Origin of the sequence: Qipengyuania sp. MTN3-11 (genome assembly GCF_042851825.1) — a bacterium.
Classification (GTDB): Bacteria; Pseudomonadota; Alphaproteobacteria; order Sphingomonadales; family Sphingomonadaceae; genus Qipengyuania.
This window is the reverse complement of sequence record NZ_BTGM01000001.1, coordinates 650,412-667,322: the sequence shown is the minus strand read 5'-3', so window position 1 is coordinate 667,322 and position 16,911 is coordinate 650,412. Positions and strand designations below refer to the sequence as shown.

At 64.0% G+C, this 16,911-nt stretch carries 20 protein-coding genes and 1 pseudogene; 13 read left to right on the top strand and 8 right to left on the bottom strand.

Annotation, left to right across the window (positions count from 1 at the left end):
* Positions 1-53 precede the first annotated feature (53 nt).
* From ACGHN1_RS03235 to ACGHN1_RS03215, 5 genes are all read left to right on the top strand, one after another.
* Positions 54-473, top strand: coding sequence for a VOC family protein (locus tag ACGHN1_RS03235; RefSeq protein ID WP_390548269.1), 420 nt, complete (start codon positions 54-56; stop codon positions 471-473).
* A gap of 95 nt (positions 474-568) precedes the next feature.
* A complete protein-coding gene (locus tag ACGHN1_RS03230; protein WP_390548267.1) occupies positions 569-913 on the top strand; it encodes an ArsR/SmtB family transcription factor in 345 nt (114 codons plus the stop codon).
* 8 nt (positions 914-921) lie between these two features.
* Positions 922-1,422 carry an arsenate reductase ArsC gene (locus tag ACGHN1_RS03225; protein WP_390548265.1) on the top strand — a complete coding sequence of 167 codons (501 nt, stop codon included), beginning with the start codon at positions 922-924 and terminating at the stop codon, positions 1,420-1,422.
* Complete coding sequence (gene arsB, locus ACGHN1_RS03220) at positions 1,419-2,489, top strand: ACR3 family arsenite efflux transporter (RefSeq protein WP_390548263.1); 1,071 nt, start codon at positions 1,419-1,421, stop codon at positions 2,487-2,489. Before ACGHN1_RS03225 ends, arsB begins: the two co-directional genes overlap by 4 nt.
* Before the next feature lie 184 nt (positions 2,490-2,673).
* Complete coding sequence (locus ACGHN1_RS03215; protein ID WP_390548262.1) at positions 2,674-4,698, top strand: TonB-dependent receptor; 2,025 nt, start codon at positions 2,674-2,676, stop codon at positions 4,696-4,698.
* 36 nt (positions 4,699-4,734) lie between these two features.
* Here ACGHN1_RS03215 and yihA read toward each other — a convergent pair whose 3' ends face one another.
* The 6 genes from yihA to ACGHN1_RS03185 all read right to left on the bottom strand — a co-directional run bounded on the left by yihA (position 4,735) and on the right by ACGHN1_RS03185 (position 8,969).
* Positions 4,735-5,382: a ribosome biogenesis GTP-binding protein YihA/YsxC gene (gene yihA, locus ACGHN1_RS03210; RefSeq protein WP_390548260.1), complete on the bottom strand. Its 648-nt coding sequence runs from the start codon at positions 5,380-5,382 to the stop codon at positions 4,735-4,737.
* Positions 5,379-7,142: a membrane protein insertase YidC gene (yidC, locus tag ACGHN1_RS03205; protein ID WP_390548258.1), complete on the bottom strand. Its 1,764-nt coding sequence runs from the start codon at positions 7,140-7,142 to the stop codon at positions 5,379-5,381. Before yidC ends, yihA begins: the two co-directional genes overlap by 4 nt.
* Positions 7,143-7,213: 71 nt before the next feature.
* Positions 7,214-7,423 (bottom strand): membrane protein insertion efficiency factor YidD, encoded by a 210-nt coding sequence (yidD, locus tag ACGHN1_RS03200; protein ID WP_390548256.1) that lies wholly within the window; start codon positions 7,421-7,423, stop codon positions 7,214-7,216.
* On the bottom strand, positions 7,420-7,788 hold the full coding sequence (gene rnpA / locus ACGHN1_RS03195; protein WP_390548254.1) for a ribonuclease P protein component: 369 nt from the start codon (positions 7,786-7,788) through the stop codon (positions 7,420-7,422). The genes yidD and rnpA overlap by 4 nt, the downstream gene beginning before the upstream one ends.
* Before the next feature lie 29 nt (positions 7,789-7,817).
* Positions 7,818-7,952, bottom strand: coding sequence for a 50S ribosomal protein L34 (gene rpmH / locus ACGHN1_RS03190; protein WP_067678623.1), 135 nt, complete (start codon positions 7,950-7,952; stop codon positions 7,818-7,820).
* 126 nt (positions 7,953-8,078) lie between these two features.
* Entirely contained in the window at positions 8,079-8,969 is an 891-nt protein-coding gene (locus tag ACGHN1_RS03185) for an alpha/beta hydrolase (protein ID WP_390548252.1), read from the bottom strand.
* Between the two features lie 172 nt (positions 8,970-9,141).
* Here ACGHN1_RS03185 and ACGHN1_RS03180 point away from each other — a divergent pair.
* Positions 9,142-9,831, top strand: a pseudogene (locus tag ACGHN1_RS03180) (magnesium chelatase domain-containing protein); the annotation flags it as partial.
* 58 nt (positions 9,832-9,889) lie between these two features.
* Here the strand turns inward: ACGHN1_RS03180 and ACGHN1_RS03175 are convergent.
* Positions 9,890-10,288, bottom strand: coding sequence for a helix-turn-helix domain-containing protein (locus tag ACGHN1_RS03175; protein WP_390548250.1), 399 nt, complete (start codon positions 10,286-10,288; stop codon positions 9,890-9,892).
* A gap of 67 nt (positions 10,289-10,355) precedes the next feature.
* Between ACGHN1_RS03175 and ACGHN1_RS03170 the strand changes: the two genes are divergently transcribed.
* From ACGHN1_RS03170 to ACGHN1_RS03155, 4 genes are all read left to right on the top strand, one after another.
* Complete coding sequence (locus ACGHN1_RS03170; protein WP_390549751.1) at positions 10,356-10,976, top strand: cation transporter; 621 nt, start codon at positions 10,356-10,358, stop codon at positions 10,974-10,976.
* Positions 10,969-11,331 carry a DUF3703 domain-containing protein gene (locus ACGHN1_RS03165; protein WP_390548248.1) on the top strand — a complete coding sequence of 121 codons (363 nt, stop codon included), beginning with the start codon at positions 10,969-10,971 and terminating at the stop codon, positions 11,329-11,331. The genes ACGHN1_RS03170 and ACGHN1_RS03165 overlap by 8 nt, the downstream gene beginning before the upstream one ends.
* Positions 11,332-11,430: 99 nt before the next feature.
* Positions 11,431-11,961 (top strand): TonB-dependent receptor plug domain-containing protein, encoded by a 531-nt coding sequence (locus tag ACGHN1_RS03160; RefSeq protein ID WP_390548247.1) that lies wholly within the window; start codon positions 11,431-11,433, stop codon positions 11,959-11,961.
* Positions 11,962-11,964: 3 nt separating this feature from the next.
* Positions 11,965-13,365, top strand: coding sequence for a TonB-dependent receptor plug domain-containing protein (locus tag ACGHN1_RS03155; RefSeq protein ID WP_390549749.1), 1,401 nt, complete (start codon positions 11,965-11,967; stop codon positions 13,363-13,365).
* A gap of 74 nt (positions 13,366-13,439) precedes the next feature.
* Here the strand turns inward: ACGHN1_RS03155 and rnk are convergent, their stop codons facing one another.
* Positions 13,440-13,862 (bottom strand): nucleoside diphosphate kinase regulator, encoded by a 423-nt coding sequence (rnk, locus tag ACGHN1_RS03150; protein WP_390548245.1) that lies wholly within the window; start codon positions 13,860-13,862, stop codon positions 13,440-13,442.
* A gap of 269 nt (positions 13,863-14,131) precedes the next feature.
* On the opposite strand from rnk, the gene ACGHN1_RS03145 reads away from it, so the two are divergent.
* The 3 genes from ACGHN1_RS03145 to ACGHN1_RS03135 are packed head-to-tail and all read left to right on the top strand — an operon-like array spanning position 14,132 to position 16,897.
* Positions 14,132-15,139, top strand: a complete 1,008-nt coding sequence (locus tag ACGHN1_RS03145) for a rod shape-determining protein (protein WP_390548243.1) — start codon at positions 14,132-14,134, stop codon at positions 15,137-15,139.
* A 32-nt stretch (positions 15,140-15,171) separates the two neighbouring features.
* On the top strand, positions 15,172-16,143 hold the full coding sequence (locus ACGHN1_RS03140; RefSeq protein WP_390548241.1) for a DMT family transporter: 972 nt from the start codon (positions 15,172-15,174) through the stop codon (positions 16,141-16,143).
* Positions 16,043-16,897, top strand: coding sequence for a uroporphyrinogen-III synthase (locus tag ACGHN1_RS03135; RefSeq protein ID WP_390548240.1), 855 nt, complete (start codon positions 16,043-16,045; stop codon positions 16,895-16,897). Before ACGHN1_RS03140 ends, ACGHN1_RS03135 begins: the two co-directional genes overlap by 101 nt.
* Positions 16,898-16,911 lie beyond the last annotated feature (14 nt).

The following is a 16,911-nucleotide window of genomic DNA, read 5'->3' as shown; positions in this document are numbered from 1 at the left end:
GCCACGCGCGATGGCCTGTAGGAAAACGCTCCGGCGCGAGCTATCGCGGCACCATGAGCCTGCGCCCCTTCCATCTCGCCTTCCCCGTCGACGATCTTGCCGCCGCGCGGCGCTTCTATGGCGAGGCGATGGGCTGCGCCGAGGGCCGCTCGTCCGAGGAATGGGTCGATTTCGACTTCTACGGCCACCAGATCGTCGCGCATCTGGCCCCGGGGCAGGCGGGGGACCGGGCCAGCAACCATGTCGACGGCCACGGCGTGCCGGTGCCGCATTTCGGCGTGGTGCTGACGATGCCGGACTGGGAGGCGCTAGCGGACCGCCTCCGCGCCGCCGGCACCGACTTCGCGATCCCGCCGACGATCCGCTTCGCGGGCCAGCCCGGCGAACAGGCGACGATGTTCTTCCGCGACCCCGCCGGCAACGCGCTGGAGATCAAGGCCTTCGCCGACGATTCGATGCTGTTCGCGCGGTAGCGGGCCGAACCTGACGTGTTTCTTCAGAGTCCGAAGGATTGACAGGAACACGACAATTCCATAATTCGATACTTATCGAATCATCGGAGTAATTCATGCAATCCGATCGCGTGATCCGCGCCCTTTCGGCTTTGGCCCAGGAGCATCGCCTCGCGGCGTTCCGCATGCTGGTGCAGGCCGGCGAGCAGGGCCTGGCTGCGGGCATGCTTGCGGAGAAACTGGACGTTCCGCCATCCTCGCTGAGCTTTCATCTGGCCCAGCTCGCCAACGCCGGTCTGGTCACCCAGCGGCGCGAAAGCAGGTCGATCATCTATTCGGCGGATTATGCCGCGATGAACGATCTGATGAGCTATCTCAGCGAAAACTGCTGCGGCGGAATTTCCTGCGAGAGCGCGACCTATGCTTCGCCGCAGGCCCTCGCCAAGACGTCCGGTTGCTGAGGCATCCCATGGCAGATCGGCCGCTCAACGCTTTGTTCCTTTGCACAGGCAATTCCGCTCGCTCGATACTCGGCGAAGCAATCCTCAATCACGATGGTGGCGGACGGTTCCGGGCCTACAGCGCGGGAAGCCAGCCAACCGGCACGGTCAATCCCTGGGCGATCCATACGCTGAAGACGTTGGGGTACCCGGTACAGGGTTACCGGTCGAAAAGCTGGACCGCGTTTGCCGAGGGACCGGAATTCGACCTGATCTTCACCGTCTGCGACAGCGCGGCAGCCGAAAGCTGTCCGGTGTGGCCGGGTCGCCCGACCTCGGCGCACTGGGGGATTCCCGATCCGGCAGCCGTCGAGGGCAGCAATGCAGAAAAGGCGGCCGCTTTCCTCGATGCATTCCGGATGCTGAAACGACGCATCGACCTGATGCTGGCACTGCCCATGACCAGTCTTGGTCAGATCGCTCTTGGCAAACGGCTCGAGACCATCGGCCACGAGGCGGACCGGGAATGAGCGCCGCTGCTGTCGACATCGACGCCCGCGCCGCGGGGTTGGGCCTGTTCGAGAAATGGCTATCGGTATGGGTGGCCGCGGCCATCCTGGCGGGGATCGCGCTTGGAAATCTGGCACCGGGGATGCTCGCATCGCTCGCGGCCGTCGAATTCGCCTCCGTCAATCTGATCGTCGCGGTCCTGATCTGGGCGATGATCTTTCCGATGATGGTGGCCGTCGATTTCGGGGCCATCCGGCGCGTTGGCGGCAAGCCCAAAGGTCTCGTCATCACGCTGGTCGTGAACTGGCTCGTCAAGCCCTTCACCATGGCCGCGCTGGGCGTGCTGTTCTTCGAAATCGTCTTCGCCGACCTCATCGCGCCTGCCGATGCCCAGCAATATATCGCCGGCCTGATCCTGCTGGGCGCAGCCCCCTGTACCGCCATGGTCTTCGTATGGTCGCAGCTCACGAAAGGCGATCCGGCCTATACGCTGGTGCAGGTCGCGGCGAACGACCTCATCATGATCGTCGCTTTCGCGCCTCTTGTCGCGCTGTTGCTCGGCGTGACCGACATCGCCGTGCCATGGGAAACGCTGCTGCTGTCGATAGCGCTCTATGTCGTCTTGCCCCTCGCCGCCGGAGCCATCGTGCGTCATCGGCTGTTGGCGACACATGGCGGCGACGAAGCGGCGGTTTCCGCTTTCACGGGACGCATCAAGCCGCTCTCTATCATCGGCTTGCTCCTGACCGTCCTTCTGCTGTTCGGCTTTCAGGCGGAGGCGATCGTCGCGCGTCCTCTGTTGATCGCACTGATCGCGGTCCCAATCGTCATCCAGAGCTACGGAATATTTCTGATTGCATACGGATGGGCCAAGGCCTGGAAAGTGCCCCACGCGGTCGCCGCACCCTGCGCGCTCATCGGCACGTCGAATTTCTTCGAACTCGCCGTGGCGGTGGCGATCGGTCTGTTCGGACTGGGCAGCGGCGCCGCTCTGGCGACGGTGGTCGGGGTCCTCGTCGAGGTCCCGGTCATGCTTTCGCTCGTCGCGATTGCCAATCGGACGAAGAGCGGCTTTCCGGCAGGCTGATCGGGCGGCGCAAGCTTCGATTTAGGCACTTTTCACTGCCGTCGTGCCGGGGCATATCCGGACGGGGGGACGGGGCTTTCGATTGCGCCTCGCTTTTCCGTTTCGTGATCGATTGCGGGATTGGGGGCCGATCGAAGTGAAGCTGCGGAAGCCGAAGCCTGTGTCATGCGCGGTATCCCTCGCCTTGCTGGGTACGCCGGGTCTGAGCGTCGCACAGGAAGCCGCCGACCTGGCGCAAGACCTGCCGACGGTACGGAACGCCTCCGACGAGGGCGAACAGGAAATTATCGTCTACGGCCGTGCGCTCGATCAGATCGGGATCGCGCAGACCGGATCGCAGGGCACGGTCGGATACGCCGATTTCGACAACCTGCCGATCTCCCGGACCGGCGAGCTGGTCGAGAACGTGCCCGGCGTCATCGCCACCCAGCATTCGGGCAGTGGCAAGGCGAACCAGTATTTCCTGCGCGGGTTCAATCTCGATCACGGAACGGACTTCGCCGGTTTCGTCGATGGCGTGCCGATCAACATGCCGACCCACGGGCAGGGCCAAGGCTATCTCGACTTCAATTTCCTGATCCCCGAAACGATCGAGCGGATCGATTTCCGCAAGGGCCCCTATTTCGCCGACGTCGGCGACTTCTCGTCCGCCGGTACAATTGCCTTCACCACGGTCGACGTGCTCGCGCCCTTTGCCGAAGTGGAAATCGGCGAGTTCGGTTTCCTGAGAGGGGTCGCGGGCGGGAGCGCGAAGGCCGGAAGCGGCGACATACTGATCGCCGCGGAAGCTCAGTCCTATGACGGCCCGTGGGTGCTGGAAGAGGATCTCGAGCGCTTCGTCGGATTGGTTAAATATTCGGGAGAGAGCGGCGCGGCGCGCTATTCGGTGCAATTCAACGCCTACGATGCGCGCTGGACATCGACCGATCAGGTGCCCGAACGCGCGGTCGCAAGCGGGCTGATCGACCGTTTCGGGTTTATTGACGACGATCTGGGCGGACGCATGACGCGCTTCGGCGCCGTGGCGAATGCGACGATCGGCGACACCGCCGTCGACCTGTACCTGACCCATCACGATTTCCGCCTCGTCTCGAACTTCACCTATTTCCTCGAGGACCCTGTCGAGGGCGACGAATTCGTCCAGGTCGACGAACGGACCACCATGGGGGGATCGGTGTCACATACTTTCGATCTCGATCGTGTGGATCTGACGATCGGTGGCGATCTTCGCCACGACGACATCTCCCGGACCGGCCTGTTCCGGAGCGTGGATGCCGTCGCCACCGACGCCGTGCGCCTCGATGCGGTCGATGAAACGCTGGTCGCCGGCTATGTTTCGGCGCAAGCCGCTCTCCTTCCGGGACTGCGCGCCTTCGCGGGGCTGCGCTACGATCACATCTTCTACGACGTGAGCTCGGACCTCGCCGCGAATTCGGGAGACGGGGACGATGGCCTGCTGGCGCCCAACGGCGGCCTCGCCTGGGCCGTGCTGGACAGCCTCGAGCTCTACGCGAGCTACGGGCAATCCTTCCATTCCAACGACGTGCGCGGCGCGACCATCACGCTCGACCCGGTTTCCCTGGCACCCGCGGACCGCGTGCCGGTCTTCGCCCGGTCCGATGGGGCGGAACTGGGCGCGCGCATCGAGCGCGGACGTTTCAACGCATCGCTCGTCGGGTTCTGGCTGGAACTCGATTCCGAACTGGTCTTCGTCGGCGACGGCGGGGCGACCGAGCCCAACGACGGGTCGCAGCGATACGGTGTCGAAGCCACGCTGTTCTGGCAACCGACACCCTGGCTGGTGATCGATGCCGTCTATGCCCGCACCGATGCGAGGTTCATCGGCCCGCCCAGGGGACAGCGCGAGATTCCAGGTGCCGTGCCCGAGGTCGTGTCCGGCGGCATGACGGTGAATGCCAGCGATGCACTGACCTTCACCGCGCAATTGCGGCATTTCGGAAGCGCGCCCCTGATCGAGGATGGATCCGTCACCTCGGATCCGACGACGCTGGTCAATCTCGGCGGATACTGGAAGACCGGCCCGCTGGTCTTGGGCGCCGAAATCTTCAACCTCTTCGACGCGCGGGACGCGGATATCACCTATTTCTACGAATCGCGGCTGGCCTCGGAAACGGCCGGCGTCGAAGATCGCCACTTCCATCCGGTCGAGCCGCTTCAGGTCCGCGCAAGCGTCCGCTACCGGTTCTGACCTTTCGGATTGCGTGACCGCCGGCGACCGGTTCCTTCATACCCCCGTATCGGCCAGCACGGCAGCGCGCAGACCGGCGATGCCCATGCCCTTCTCGCTGCTGGTGACGTGTATCTGAGGATAGGCCGCGACGTGCTTCTTGGCCTCGGCCTCGGTGCGCTCGACCGTCTTGGCCAGATCGCTCGCCTTCAATTTGTCGGCCTTGGTGAGGACCACACGATAGGTGACCGCCGCCTCGTCGAGCATTTTCATCATCTCGCGATCGACATCCTTGAGGCCGTGGCGGGCATCGACCAGCACCAGCGTGCGTTCGAGCACCGCGCGACCGCGCAGATAGGTCTTCACCAGCGCCTTCCACCGCTCGACCACCTTGATCGGGGCCTTGGCGAAGCCGTAGCCGGGCATGTCGACCAGCCGGAACAGCGTCGGCTCCCCGACCTCGAAGAAGTTAAGCTCCTGCGTGCGGCCCGGTGTCACCGAAGCGCGGGCGATCGCCTTTCTGCCGGTGATGGCGTTGAGCAGCGAGGACTTGCCGACGTTGGACCGCCCGCAGAAGGCGATCTCGGGCACAGTCGGTTCGGGCAGGAACTTGAGCTGCGGAGCGGAAAGCAGGAATTCCACCCGACCCGAGAACAGCCGGGCGGCGCGCGCTTCCAGTTCCGCGCGGACCTCGTCCTCGTTCACCCCTTGGCCGCCTCGGCCTTGGCCTTCTCGTGCGCGCGCGCCTTTTCCTCGCGTTCCTTCTCGATCATCGCGCGCATGCCCGGATGCTTGGAGTAGAGGTATTTCTGCTGCGCCAGCGTCAGGATGTTGCTGGTGTTCCAGTAGAGCAGCAGGCCGGCGGCGAAGGGCGCCATCACGAACATCAGCACCCAGGGCATGATGTTGAAGATCTGCTGCTGGATCGGGTCCATCGCGCTCGGGTTGAGCTTGAAGGTCAGCCACATGGTGAAACCGAGCATCACCGCGAGCACGCCGATCGAGAGGAAGCCCGGCGGATCGAAGGGCAACAGGCCGAAGAGGTTGAGGATGGTCGCCGGATCGGGGGCCGACAGGTCCTTGATGTAGAGGAATTCGCGGTGGCGCATCTCCACCGCCAGGATCAGCACCTTGTAGAGCGCGAAGAAGATCGGGATCTGCAGCAGCATCGGCAGACAGCCCGCGAGCGGATTGACCCCCTGATCCTTGAACAGCTTCTGGATCTCCTGCTGCGCCTTGACCTTGTCGTCCTTGTAGCGCTCCTGGATCTTCTTCATGTCGGGCTGGATCGCCTTCATCGCCGCCATCGAGGCGAAGCCGCGCTGGGCGATGGGGAAGACGAAGGCGCGCACGATCACCGTCAACAGGATGATCGCGACGCCGAAATTGCCCACCAATTCGAACAGATTGCGCAACAGCCACAGCAGCGGCTTCTCGATGAACCAGAACCAGCCCCAGGATATCGCCAGACCGAACTGGCTGATCCCGGCGTCCTGATACTGGTCGAGGACCACGCTCTCCTTGGCGCCGACGAACAGACGCGTCTCGCGCTCCAGCGCGCGGCCGCCGGCGAGCGTGGTCGGATCGTAGATGACGTCGGCGCGGAAATCGTCGTTGCCGAGCGAGCGAAAGGCGGTGTCGGCCGCCCCGCCGCCGGGAACGAGGGCGGAGAGCCAGTAGCTGTCGGTGAAGCCGAGCCAGGCCGCGCGGCCCTCAGGCGTGACCGTGCCTTCCTCGGCGACGTCGTCGTAATCCCAGTCGTAGCTGGCGGCATCGTCGAAGACGCCGACCGGGCCGGAATGGGCGATCCAGGTGGAGGGCGTGGCGGTGCGGCTGGTGCGGTTGATCAGCGCGAAGGGCTGGACCACCGCGGCGCCTTCGCCCGTGTTGTCCACTCGCTGCTCGGCGGTGATCATGTATTCGTCGTCGATCGACAGGCGCACGGTATAGACCAGCCCGTTCTCGCCGCGCTTGCGCAGGGTGACGGGTGTCTCGGGGCTCAGCACCGCGCCGTCTGCCTGCCAGGCGCCGCCCTCCGCCCGCTCGCCATTGGCGAGGAAGCCGAACTGGGCGAAGTTCTGTCCCGGCGTGCCTTCCGGCGAGAACAGGCGGACGAAATCGGAATCCTCGGCGGTGCTTTCGCGGTAATCCTTGAGCACGATGTCGTCGACGGTGCCGGTGGCGAGATCGATCGAGCCGGCGACCCGGGGCGCGTCGATCCGCACGCGGTTGCCGCCGGCCAGCGCGGTTTCGACATCGACCGGGGCGACCACGCCGGTGCCCGGCTCCAGCGCTCCGCTGTCGGCCCCCGTGACCGCGGCCATCTCGCCGGGCGTGTCCGCCAATCCTTCGACGGCCGCGCTTTCGGGCGGAGCGGGATAGAGATAGCCGACCGCCGCGTCCCAGCCGAGCAGGAGCAGGGCGGACAGCACCACGGCGAGCAGGAGATTGCGCTGGTTGTTCAAGACGGGTTCCGTCGTTCTTGTCGTGTCGGCCTATGTGGGGCGGTGTGTTGGAATAGCAAGACAGTGCGCCGTCACGGCACCGGATCCCAGCCATGCCCGCCCCAGGGGTGGCAGCGCCCTATACGTTTCAGCGCCAGCCATCCACCCTTGATTGCACCGTGCTTCTCGAGCGCCTCGATCGCGTATTGGGAACAGGACGGGGCATAGCGGCAGGTCGGGGGAAGAACCGCGCTTGGCCCCCATTGCCAGGCTTTGGCGATCCAGATCAGCGGGCGCTTCATGTGCGTTTCGGGCTCCCGCGTCGGCCGCGGCCCCGGCGCGGATCGCCCCGCCCCTCGCCCGCTCGCGCAAGTGCGCGGTCGAGTTCCTCGGCCAGCCGGGCGAAGTCGCGCTCGATCCCGCCGTCGCGGCCGATCAGGACGTGATCGGTATCGGCAAGACCGCGCGCGGGAAGTGCAGCGCGCAGCAATTCGCGGAAGCGCCGCTTCATGCGGTTGCGGACGACGGCGTTGCCGATCTTCCTGGTGACGGTGATGCCGTAGCGGACGCCCTGGCCGCCATTGGGATGGGTCAGCAGCACGAAACCGGGCCCTGCGTTGCGCAGACCCCGGTTGGCGGCGAGAAAATCGGCGCGGCGGGTGAGCACCGCGGGTCTGGTGGGTTCAGCCGTTGCGCTTACGCACAAAGGTTCTTGCGACCGCGCTTGCGGCGGGCGCGGAGGACCTTGCGGCCACCCGGGGTCGCCTTGCGCGCGAAGAAGCCGTGGCGACGGGCGCGCACGAGGTTCGAAGGCTGGAAAGTCCGCTTCATCGGATCGTCCTCAAGTCTAATCTGTTGCCGGGCGGCACCGAATGATCACGGCGCCGCGCCAAATAAAAAGGGCCGCCTGGAAGGCAGGCGACCGTTTGCAGACGCGCCCTTACGCCAGAGCCAGGTTCAGGTCAAGCTGGCGTAGGCGATCCGCGGCGGGGTCGCGGAAACGGGGTTCGGTGCCGCTGCATCCCGCGTCCGTGCCCCGGGGGCGATCCACGGACGCATGTCTTGCGCATCGAGCCACAGGGCCCGGTGATGCGGCACCGAATTGGTGAAATCGTAGAAGGCGCGCGCCTGGTGGGGCGTCATACCCATCTCGGCATAATAGTCGAGATAGGCGCGGTTTTCCGGTGCGTCCGCTGCATAGTCGCCCGCCTCGCGGCCATAGGCGTCGCGCCACGAATGAACGGCGAACTCGGCACCGTCGGCGATCGAGCGGCGGGTTCCGGCAAGGAAGAGCTCGACCGCGCCCGAGCGGACCGATCCCCGGGCCGGGACATGGGTGGCGAGCCCCGCGGCGCGAATCATCCGGCCGAGCCGCATGTTCGCCCGGTCGTCGAGCGTTCCGGGGCATTCGATCATCTCGATCCGGGCAAGCCCGGGATGATCGCGCAGCAACGCCCCGAACCAGCGCGGGCTGTCGGCATCGGTCTCTCCCACCAGCGCCGCACGACTGCCGTCGATCACCTGGAACGGCCCGTAGCGCACCGCGCCGTAGGACACCGGAGGTCGGTGGGCGGTGACGAAGCGGGTCGTGTCGCTGGTCGGCGCGCGCCATTTCGGCAGGTCGGTGGGCACGGCGGCGAAGGTGGGGGCGATGGTGAGGGCCGCCGGAACATAGACCGCGCCAGCCCTGTCCGCCGGGGCGCCCGCACGACCGCGATGGACCTGCTGCACCACCGGCTTGTGAACGTAGACCACCGGCATGGAGACCAGCGCGAAGCTTTGGGCGGCGGCGGGCGCGGCGAGAAGGGACGCCAGCGCAGCGAGGATGAGAGTGGCGAATCGGAGCATGGATACGATGCTGGCGCCGACCCGGTTTCCCGATTGCCAACTGCCGTGCCTAACGGCGCGCTAACCCTGCTACCTTCCCCGGTCCTGTCGAACGGCAAGCGCCTCTCGACACTGACGAAACCAGCGGCCACAAGGCTGGCTCCAAGGGGCGGAAAACAGAGCGGGGGACAGCATGGTCGCGCTGGTGAGAACGGTGGCCTATCTCGGGCTCGAGGCGCGCGCCGTGGAGGTGCAGTGCTCGATCGCGCCCGGCCTCCCCAAGTTCAACATCGTCGGGCTTGCCGACAAGGCGGTGGGCGAGAGCAAGGAGCGGGTGCGCGCCGCGCTTTCCGCCATGGGCCTGGCGCTGCCGCCCAAGCGGATCACCATCAACCTTTCGCCCGCCGACCTGCCCAAGGAGGGCTCGCATTACGATCTGCCGGTGGCGCTCGCGCTGCTCGCCAGCATGGGCGTGACCGATGCCGAGCAACTCACCGACTGGATCGCGGTGGGCGAGCTGGCGCTCGACGGCCGGGTGGTGCCGAGCCCCGGGGTGCTGCTCGCCGCGCTGCATGCGAGCGAGATGGAGGCGGGGCTAATCTGTCCGCGCGCGCAGGGTTCGGAAGCGAAATGGGCGAGCGACGTGCCGGTGATCGCGGCCCCGGACCTGGTGGCGCTGCTCAACCATCTCAAGGGTAGCGCGCAGCTGCCGCCGCCCGAATCGGGAGAAATCGAAACCGCCGCGCCTGGCCCCGACCTCAAGCAGGTGAAGGGTCAGGAGACCGCCAAGCGCGCGCTGGAGATCGCCGCCGCAGGCGGGCACAACCTGCTCTTGATCGCGTCGCCGTCGATTGCGCCGTGCGCAACGGCGCCTTCGCGCCCTAATTTCGGCCGTTCCATTCCTTGCCTGATACGCCCAAGAGGGGACGTCCATTTGGCCTTCACGCTACGGCATGGCGCCCCAGGCTCCCGATGATGTGGCATTCGCCGATCTTGTCCGCCTGGCAGGATCGCAACATTTGTCCGAGCTCATCGCGGAGCGCGGAGAGATCGGCAATCTTGCGCTCGACTTCGACCAGTTGCTGCCGAACCAGCTGGTCGACATCTTGGCATGGCTTTTCGTCGTGATCGGACAGGGCTAGCAATTCACGAACCTGCGCCATGCTAAACCCGAGCTCGCGCGCCCGACGCACGAAGGTGAGCGTCGCCAAATGTTCGTCAGAATAGTCGCGATAATTGCTATCGGTCCGGTCGGCCGCTGGCAGGATGCCCTCGCGCTCGTAATAGCGGATCGTCTCCGCCTTGGTGCCGGTGGCCCTTGCCAGTTCGCCTATACGCATCGCTTGACCTTGTAGTTGCTACAAGGTGCATATGTCTCTGCGACTCGAACGTTGCAAGGAGAGCGACATGGGCAAGTCGTGCTGCCAGACGCCCGAATCCGATGACAATGCGCACAATAATCCGCGCTGGCGCCTTATCCTCTGGATCGCGCTGATCGCGAATGCGACAATGTTCGTGGTTGAGATCATCGCCGGGGTCGCAGCCGATTCCCGTGCGCTCCAGGCTGACGCGCTGGATTTCTTCGGCGATGCGACCAACTACGCAATCAGTCTTGGCGTTGCGGGCCTCGCGCTTTCCTGGCGGGCTAAGGCCGCGCTCGTGAAGGCCGCGACCATGCTCGTTTTCGGCCTTTGGGTGATCGGCTACGCTGTCTACGGCTTCGTCGCCGGATCGAACCCGGAGCCCCAGACCATGGGCGTGATCGGCACACTGGCGCTGGTGGTCAATGTGACCGTCGCGTTGATGCTGTTCGGTTACCGCGAGGGCGATGCCAACATGCGATCCGTGTGGATCTGCTCGCGTAACGATGCGATCGGCAACATCGCGGTGCTGGGCGCAGCGCTAGGGGTGTTCGGCACCGGCCAGGCATGGCCCGATCTGCTGGTGGCAGCGATCATGGCGGGGCTGGCGATCTGGGGCAGCGTCGAAGTGTTTGGGCAAGCCCGAAAGGAGCTGGCCCATGGCTGACGTGAGTCCGCACCGCCTCGCGGTCCTTCTCGCAGAGGAATATCGCGCAGCCGACGAGGCAGAACGTGCGGGACGGATCGCCATGGCATGGCACCATCTGGAACGCGCGCACATCCTCGCCCAGACGCGGTTCTGGCCGCATCTTGAGACGCATAGCAAGATGCTGCGCTTGGCTTTGCGCCGTCGCGACTGGCGAGAGGTGGTTGGCCAGCTGTTCCGGCTCGCACTCGCACCGCTCGGCAACCTCACTGGTCGGCTTCCGCTGGGCAATACCGGCCGGTCAAATGTCAGCGTGTTTGCGCCGATGGAACTGCCGCCCGACCTTCATGCCATTCTTGATCCGCACGCGGATTGAGCGGCGACCTTAATCGACCACCTACTTCAGAAAGACCGACTGATTGTGAAGAACGGTATGTATGCAAGCCTGCTCCTTAGCACGACCTCGTCGCTGGCTTTGACTATCCCTGCATTTGCCCAGGATACCGATCAGCAGGCAACTGCCCCTGAGGAAGAGGCGCACGAGGATGACCAGGGCGAGAACGTCATCATCGTCCAGGGCACCAGGCTCGGGCGGCGCCTACAGGACGAGCCAATCCGGGTCGAGGTGATCGCGGGCGAGGAGATCGAGGAAAAGGCCATCATGCGTCCCGGCAACATCGCCATGCTGGTCAACGAGACCGGCGGCGTGCGCGTGCAGGTGACCTCGCCGGCGCTGGGGGCTGCAAACATCCGCATCCAGGGCCTTGAGGGCCGCTACACGCAGCTGCTGGCCGACAACGTTCCGCTTTACGGCGGGCAGGCCGCATCGCTCGGCCTGTTGCAGATCCCGCCGACAGATCTGGCGCAGATCGAGGTCATCAAGGGATCGGCCTCGGCGCTCTATGGCGCGTCGGCATTGGGCGGCGTGATCAATCTCATCTCCAAACGCCCTGGCGACGAGTTCGAAGCCGAGGTGCTCGCCAATGCGACCACCCGCGACGGGTAGGACCTGACCGTATATGCCGCCGGGCCGATCGCCTCGAACGCAGGCCTGTCCCTGACCGCTGGGGCATACCGACAGAGCGGACAGGATCTCGATGACGACGGCTGGTTCGACATTGGGGCCTACGAGCGCGTGACCGCCCGGCTACGCTTCCAGTGGGAGGGAGCCGACGGATCGTCGATTTACCTCACGCTCGGCGCGATGGCCGAGGACCGGTTGGGAGGCACCTTGCCGGGTCGCACCGTGCCGGATGGCACCTCCTACGTGCAGGCACAGGACACGCAGCGGCTCGATGCGGGCATCGTCGCCCAGACGCCGATTTCCGACGCCGCCGAGCTCAGCCTGCGCGCCTCCGCGATGCAGCAGGACCATCTGCACCGATACGGAGGTGTGATCGAGGACGACCGGCACACCAGTCTGTTCGGCGAGGCTTCGATCGCGGGCAGCAGCGGCGCCACTTCATGGGTCGGCGGGATTGCTTTCCAGCACGACGGCTTCCGGTCGAATACCTTCCAGGCATTTGACTACACCTACGATGTGCCCGCCATCTTCGCCCAGATCGAGCAGGAGGCTTCGCTCGACCTGACCTTGGCGGCAAGCGCGCGCGTCGATTTCCATAGCGAGTTCGGCACGCAATTCAGTCCCCGCCTGTCCGCGCTCTATCGCCCGGGCAACTGGACCATTCGCGGCTCCTTCGGCGGCGGCTTCTTTGCTCCCACGCCGTTCGTGGACGAGATCGAGGCGGCGGGACTTTCGCGGCTGGAGCCGTTGGGCAATCTGGAAGCCGAAACCGCGCGCACCGCTTCGCTCGATGTGGGATATTCCGACGGCCCATGGGAAGCCAATGTCACCCTGTTCGGCGCGAATATCGAGAACGCCACGCGGCTGACGGAAATCGCGCCCGACAGGGTCGCACTCGTAAATATCGAAGGGATGACGCGGGTGCGCGGGAGCGAGCTTCTGCTGCGCTTCAAGCAGAACGGTTTTACCGTGACCGGAAGCTACGTCTTCGTCGATTCAAGCGAACCCGATCAGTCCGGCATCGGAAGGCGCGAGGTCTCACTCACGCCTAAGCACACCGCGGGCCTGGTCGGCATGTGGGAGGAGCACGGTAAGGGGCGTATCGGGGTGGAAGCCTACTACACCGGCACCCAGGCCCTCGACGACAACCCCTACCGAACCCGATCGCGGCCCTATTTGCATCTCGGAATTCTTGGAGAGATCACCCTCGGGAGTGTAAGCCTGTTCGTCAACGCGGAGAACCTTCTAGATGTGCGTCAGACGAAATACGATCCGCTGCTACTGCCGCGACGCGCCGCAAGCGGGCAGTGGACCGTCGATGCCTGGGCACCTCTCGAAGGATTTATCCTGAACGGCGGCATAAGGCTACGCTTCGGCGGACACTGATTTGCTCTACTCCTCTGGCTTTGCGAGCTTAGATACCCTCCGAACTTCGAGCGTGCAGTGGCCGAGCTGCAAAGCTAGGCTGCCCGGTCCGTCCTTTCCGGCTGTCGCACTTCGACGATCCGCAGGCAGCGTTCCTTACCAGAACGGTCGGGCCAGTTGATCGCAGAACCGGCTTGCATTCCGATAAGACCGGCGCCCACCAGGGTCAGCACGGAGAGACGGTTCTGGTCCAGGTTCGCATCGCGCGGCCATACCAGTTGAACCTTGCGCCGGTCACCCGATCGCTCGTCGACGAATTCGACCTCGGATTGCATGGTCACAACGTCATGAGGCAGGTCTTCGGCTGCCACGACATTAGCGCGATCCAGTTCCTCGCACAGTTTTCCAGCTACATCCGGACTGCGCTCCTCGATGGACATCGCCAGTTCGTAGAGCGCGTCCGCTTCGGTATCGATAACATGAATGATCGGCTTTTGGCCGTTTTGGGAAGTGGTCATTTTTCGTAACTCGCTAGAGAGCCGCAAGAGAATCTCGGCTGGGCTGAAGATCGTCCGGGAGCCTCGTCCCGGACCGGATCACGGCCGTCGAGACGAGGCGTGCGCCCGTGCGGGCAGCTGACCTGCGTGCGCGAAATGTCGGTCGATGTGTTGCGAAAAGACCATGAGCCACATGTGGGCGCGATCTTCGGTTTAGTCAAATGGCATAAGACCAATCGCCTCATCGACTATTTCGAGACTTTCATGTCCGGAAGGCCTATCTGAAGGAAATGATGAACTTTCCTTCTTTCGGCTCCAGGCGCGGACCAGATCTCGCCATCGATCTCGGCACTGCCAACATGCGTATCATGGTGCGAAGCGAAGGCGTGGTCTTCGACGAACCATCCCTGTGCTATTACGAGAAGACGGCCGGTCAGATGAAACTGATTGCAGCTGGCCGGGACGTTCTGGCGATGGTCGATCGGGTTCCCGGAACCCATGTGGTCCGCCGTCCCCTTGCCCGCGGTGTTTTGCAGGATATGGACGCAGCTTCCGCACTGCTTGCTCATGGTCTCTCGTCGGTCGTTGGCAGGAAGCGTAGAGGACGCCCCCCAGCCATGATCGGTATTCCGGCGGACGCCACTAAGGCAGAGGCGAATGCATTGCTCGCTGCCGCGGACGATGCCGGCTTCGGAAGGATCGAACTGGTGCGCGAGCCTTTTGCAGCGGCTATTGGGGCAGACCTGCCCGTCCGCGAAGCTCGCGCGTCCATGGTCGTCGAATGCGGCGCCGGAACGACCGAGGTTGCGGTCTTCTCGATCGACGGACAATGTCGTTCGCGCTCCGTGCGTTTGGGCGGTCTCGGCCTCGACGAGGCGATTACCGAACATCTTCATCTCCGGCATCACTTCCTCATAGGCAAAATCACCGCCGAGACGCTGAAGAAGCATCTCGCCCAAGAAGGTGCCGAGGACGCGGAAGTGGAAATCAGAGGTCGATCACTGCACAATGGTCTTCCAGGAACGTTGACCTTGCCAGTTTCCGAGTTTCACCCCGTGCTGCAGCGACACTTCGGTCGTTTTGCAGATGCCGCCAGGCTTGTGGTCGGCGAAATATCTCCCGATCTTGCCGCCGACCTGTTGAGCGAGCGCGTTGTCGCCACGGGCGGTGGAATCTGCGCCAGATTCCTGGCTGAGGCGATCACCGCGGAATGCGGTGTTCCCGTGACCATCGCCAACGATCCCTCCGGTTGCGTTTCGCGCGGCCTGATGCGGTTGATGGAGGAGCGCGCTGCCTAACTCTCGACGGCAGCGTTTCGTCCGGGTCGAACATGCAAAACAAGTCCCGCTTCTTTGCAAGCCTGTGGTCGCGCGCTTACGTGCTCCTTACGTTCACCGCCCTGTTTTGGGCCGGTAATGCAATCGTTGCGCGCGCGGCGCGTGAGCTGGTCCCTCCCGTCGCCTTGGCGTTCTGGAGATGGACGATTGCCCTGGCCATCATCCTGCCATTTGCATGGCGCCACTTGCGGCGGAATGCTCCCGTCATCCGCAGGAACTGGAGGATGCTGCTGGTGCTTGGCGCACTCGGCATCGGCGCCTTCAACACCCTGCTCTACAGCGGATTGCAACAGACCACAGCGCTCAACGCCATGTTGCTGCAGTCGGGCCAACCCGCCCTAATTCTGTTTCTTGGCGCGATTTTCATGGGCGACAGCACGGCACTGCGCCAGATCGTCGGTGCCGCCATCGCGCTGGCTGGTGTGCTCTGGATCATCGCTCGCGGGAACTTTGGTGTTCTCGGCACCCTGAATTTCAACGAAGGCAACCTCATCATCGGCCTCGCCGTGTGTCTGTGGGCGGTCTATGCGGTAATGCTCAGGCGCCGCCCTGCGATCCATCCCCTAAGCCTGTTTGCAGTGACCTTGATCGTCGGCATAATCGTGATCGCGCCGTTCTATGCGCTGGAGCTCAATTCGGGGCGCTATATCGTTTTACAGGAGAAAAGCCTGCTGGCGATCGGATATGTTTCGGTTTTTCCTTCCATCCTCGCCTACCTCTTCTTCAACAGGGGCGTAGAACTCATCGGGTCTGCAGGAACCGGGATGTATATGAACGTCATGCCAGTTATGGGCGCGGGGCTTGCGATTATCTTTCTAGGCGAACATCTGCGAGGCTTTCATGCGATCGGAATGGCGCTGATACTTGGCGGCATTCTTCTCGCTGGCCGAGGTAGCAAGCCTCTGGCGGGAGCTGTCGTTTCTTCGAAGACAGACAATATCGAACGACGAAATGAAAGTGAGTGACCGTTTCCCGACACACGCGAAGGATCCCGCATTGGGGCCGACGATCTGGGTTACACGCACGTCGCCGGATAACGAAAAGACTGCGGGCGCCTTGCGGCGGTTAGGGTTCGATGCGCTGGCTGTGCCCGTTCTGCGAGTGGAAGGCCTCCCTGAGAAAGCTTTGGACGAGCCGCCCGATGCGATCGTGTTCACGTCGGTAAATGGCGTGCGCCATCATTCTATCTGCCCGGCACTTCTCGATATTCCAGCGTTCGCGGTGGGCGACAGGACAGCGGCGAGTGCCGCCCACGCTGGATATACCCATGTTGTTTCGGCGGCTGGGGATGTTCTCGATCTGGAGCGCCTGATCGTTCAGTCCCTCCCGCGAGGGAGTCGGCTTCTGCACTTTTCCGTCCACCGGCCGGCTGGAGACCTGACCGGCAACCTTCGCCGCAAGGGTTATCTCGCCACGAGAAAGCCGGTGTATGAGACCCGCGATGTCGCTGTCGCGAAGCTATTGGCATCCCTTCCAGCACCGCACGAGATAAACGGAATTCTGATCCACTCGCCGCGCTGGTCATGTGGTGAAGCGCTGCCTGGAACGGACATCCCGGCCTTTCAGAGGCATCGTCTATTGCATCTCCGATGCAGCCGCGGCTCCTTTCGAGGGGAAGCAAGGAATGGATATTCGTGTCGCCGCACGGCCCGACGAAGCCTCGATGCTGGCGCTCATCGCGAACCCTTAACGGAACACAGGAGCAGCCGCGTCCGTTAGCGTGACGGATAGAT

Bases quoted from the DNA above. Each gene is read 5' to 3' on its own strand.
- ACGHN1_RS03235 (WP_390548269.1), top strand. From the start codon at position 54: ATGAGCCTGCGCCCCTTCCATCTCGCCTTCCCCGTCGACGATCTTGCC.
- ACGHN1_RS03230 (WP_390548267.1), top strand. From the start codon at position 569: ATGCAATCCGATCGCGTGATCCGCGCCCTTTCGGCTTTGGCCCAGGAG.
- ACGHN1_RS03225 (WP_390548265.1), top strand. From the start codon at position 922: ATGGCAGATCGGCCGCTCAACGCTTTGTTCCTTTGCACAGGCAATTCC.
- arsB (WP_390548263.1), top strand. From the start codon at position 1,419: ATGAGCGCCGCTGCTGTCGACATCGACGCCCGCGCCGCGGGGTTGGGC.
- yidD (WP_390548256.1), bottom strand. From the start codon at position 7,423: ATGAAGCGCCCGCTGATCTGGATCGCCAAAGCCTGGCAATGGGGGCCA.
- rpmH (WP_067678623.1), bottom strand. From the start codon at position 7,952: ATGAAGCGGACTTTCCAGCCTTCGAACCTCGTGCGCGCCCGTCGCCAC.
- ACGHN1_RS03185 (WP_390548252.1), bottom strand. From the start codon at position 8,969: ATGCTCCGATTCGCCACTCTCATCCTCGCTGCGCTGGCGTCCCTTCTC.
- ACGHN1_RS03175 (WP_390548250.1), bottom strand. From the start codon at position 10,288: ATGCGTATAGGCGAACTGGCAAGGGCCACCGGCACCAAGGCGGAGACG.
- ACGHN1_RS03170 (WP_390549751.1), top strand. From the start codon at position 10,356: ATGGGCAAGTCGTGCTGCCAGACGCCCGAATCCGATGACAATGCGCAC.
- ACGHN1_RS03165 (WP_390548248.1), top strand. From the start codon at position 10,969: ATGGCTGACGTGAGTCCGCACCGCCTCGCGGTCCTTCTCGCAGAGGAA.
- rnk (WP_390548245.1), bottom strand. From the start codon at position 13,862: ATGACCACTTCCCAAAACGGCCAAAAGCCGATCATTCATGTTATCGAT.
- ACGHN1_RS03145 (WP_390548243.1), top strand. From the start codon at position 14,132: ATGATGAACTTTCCTTCTTTCGGCTCCAGGCGCGGACCAGATCTCGCC.
- ACGHN1_RS03140 (WP_390548241.1), top strand. From the start codon at position 15,172: ATGCAAAACAAGTCCCGCTTCTTTGCAAGCCTGTGGTCGCGCGCTTAC.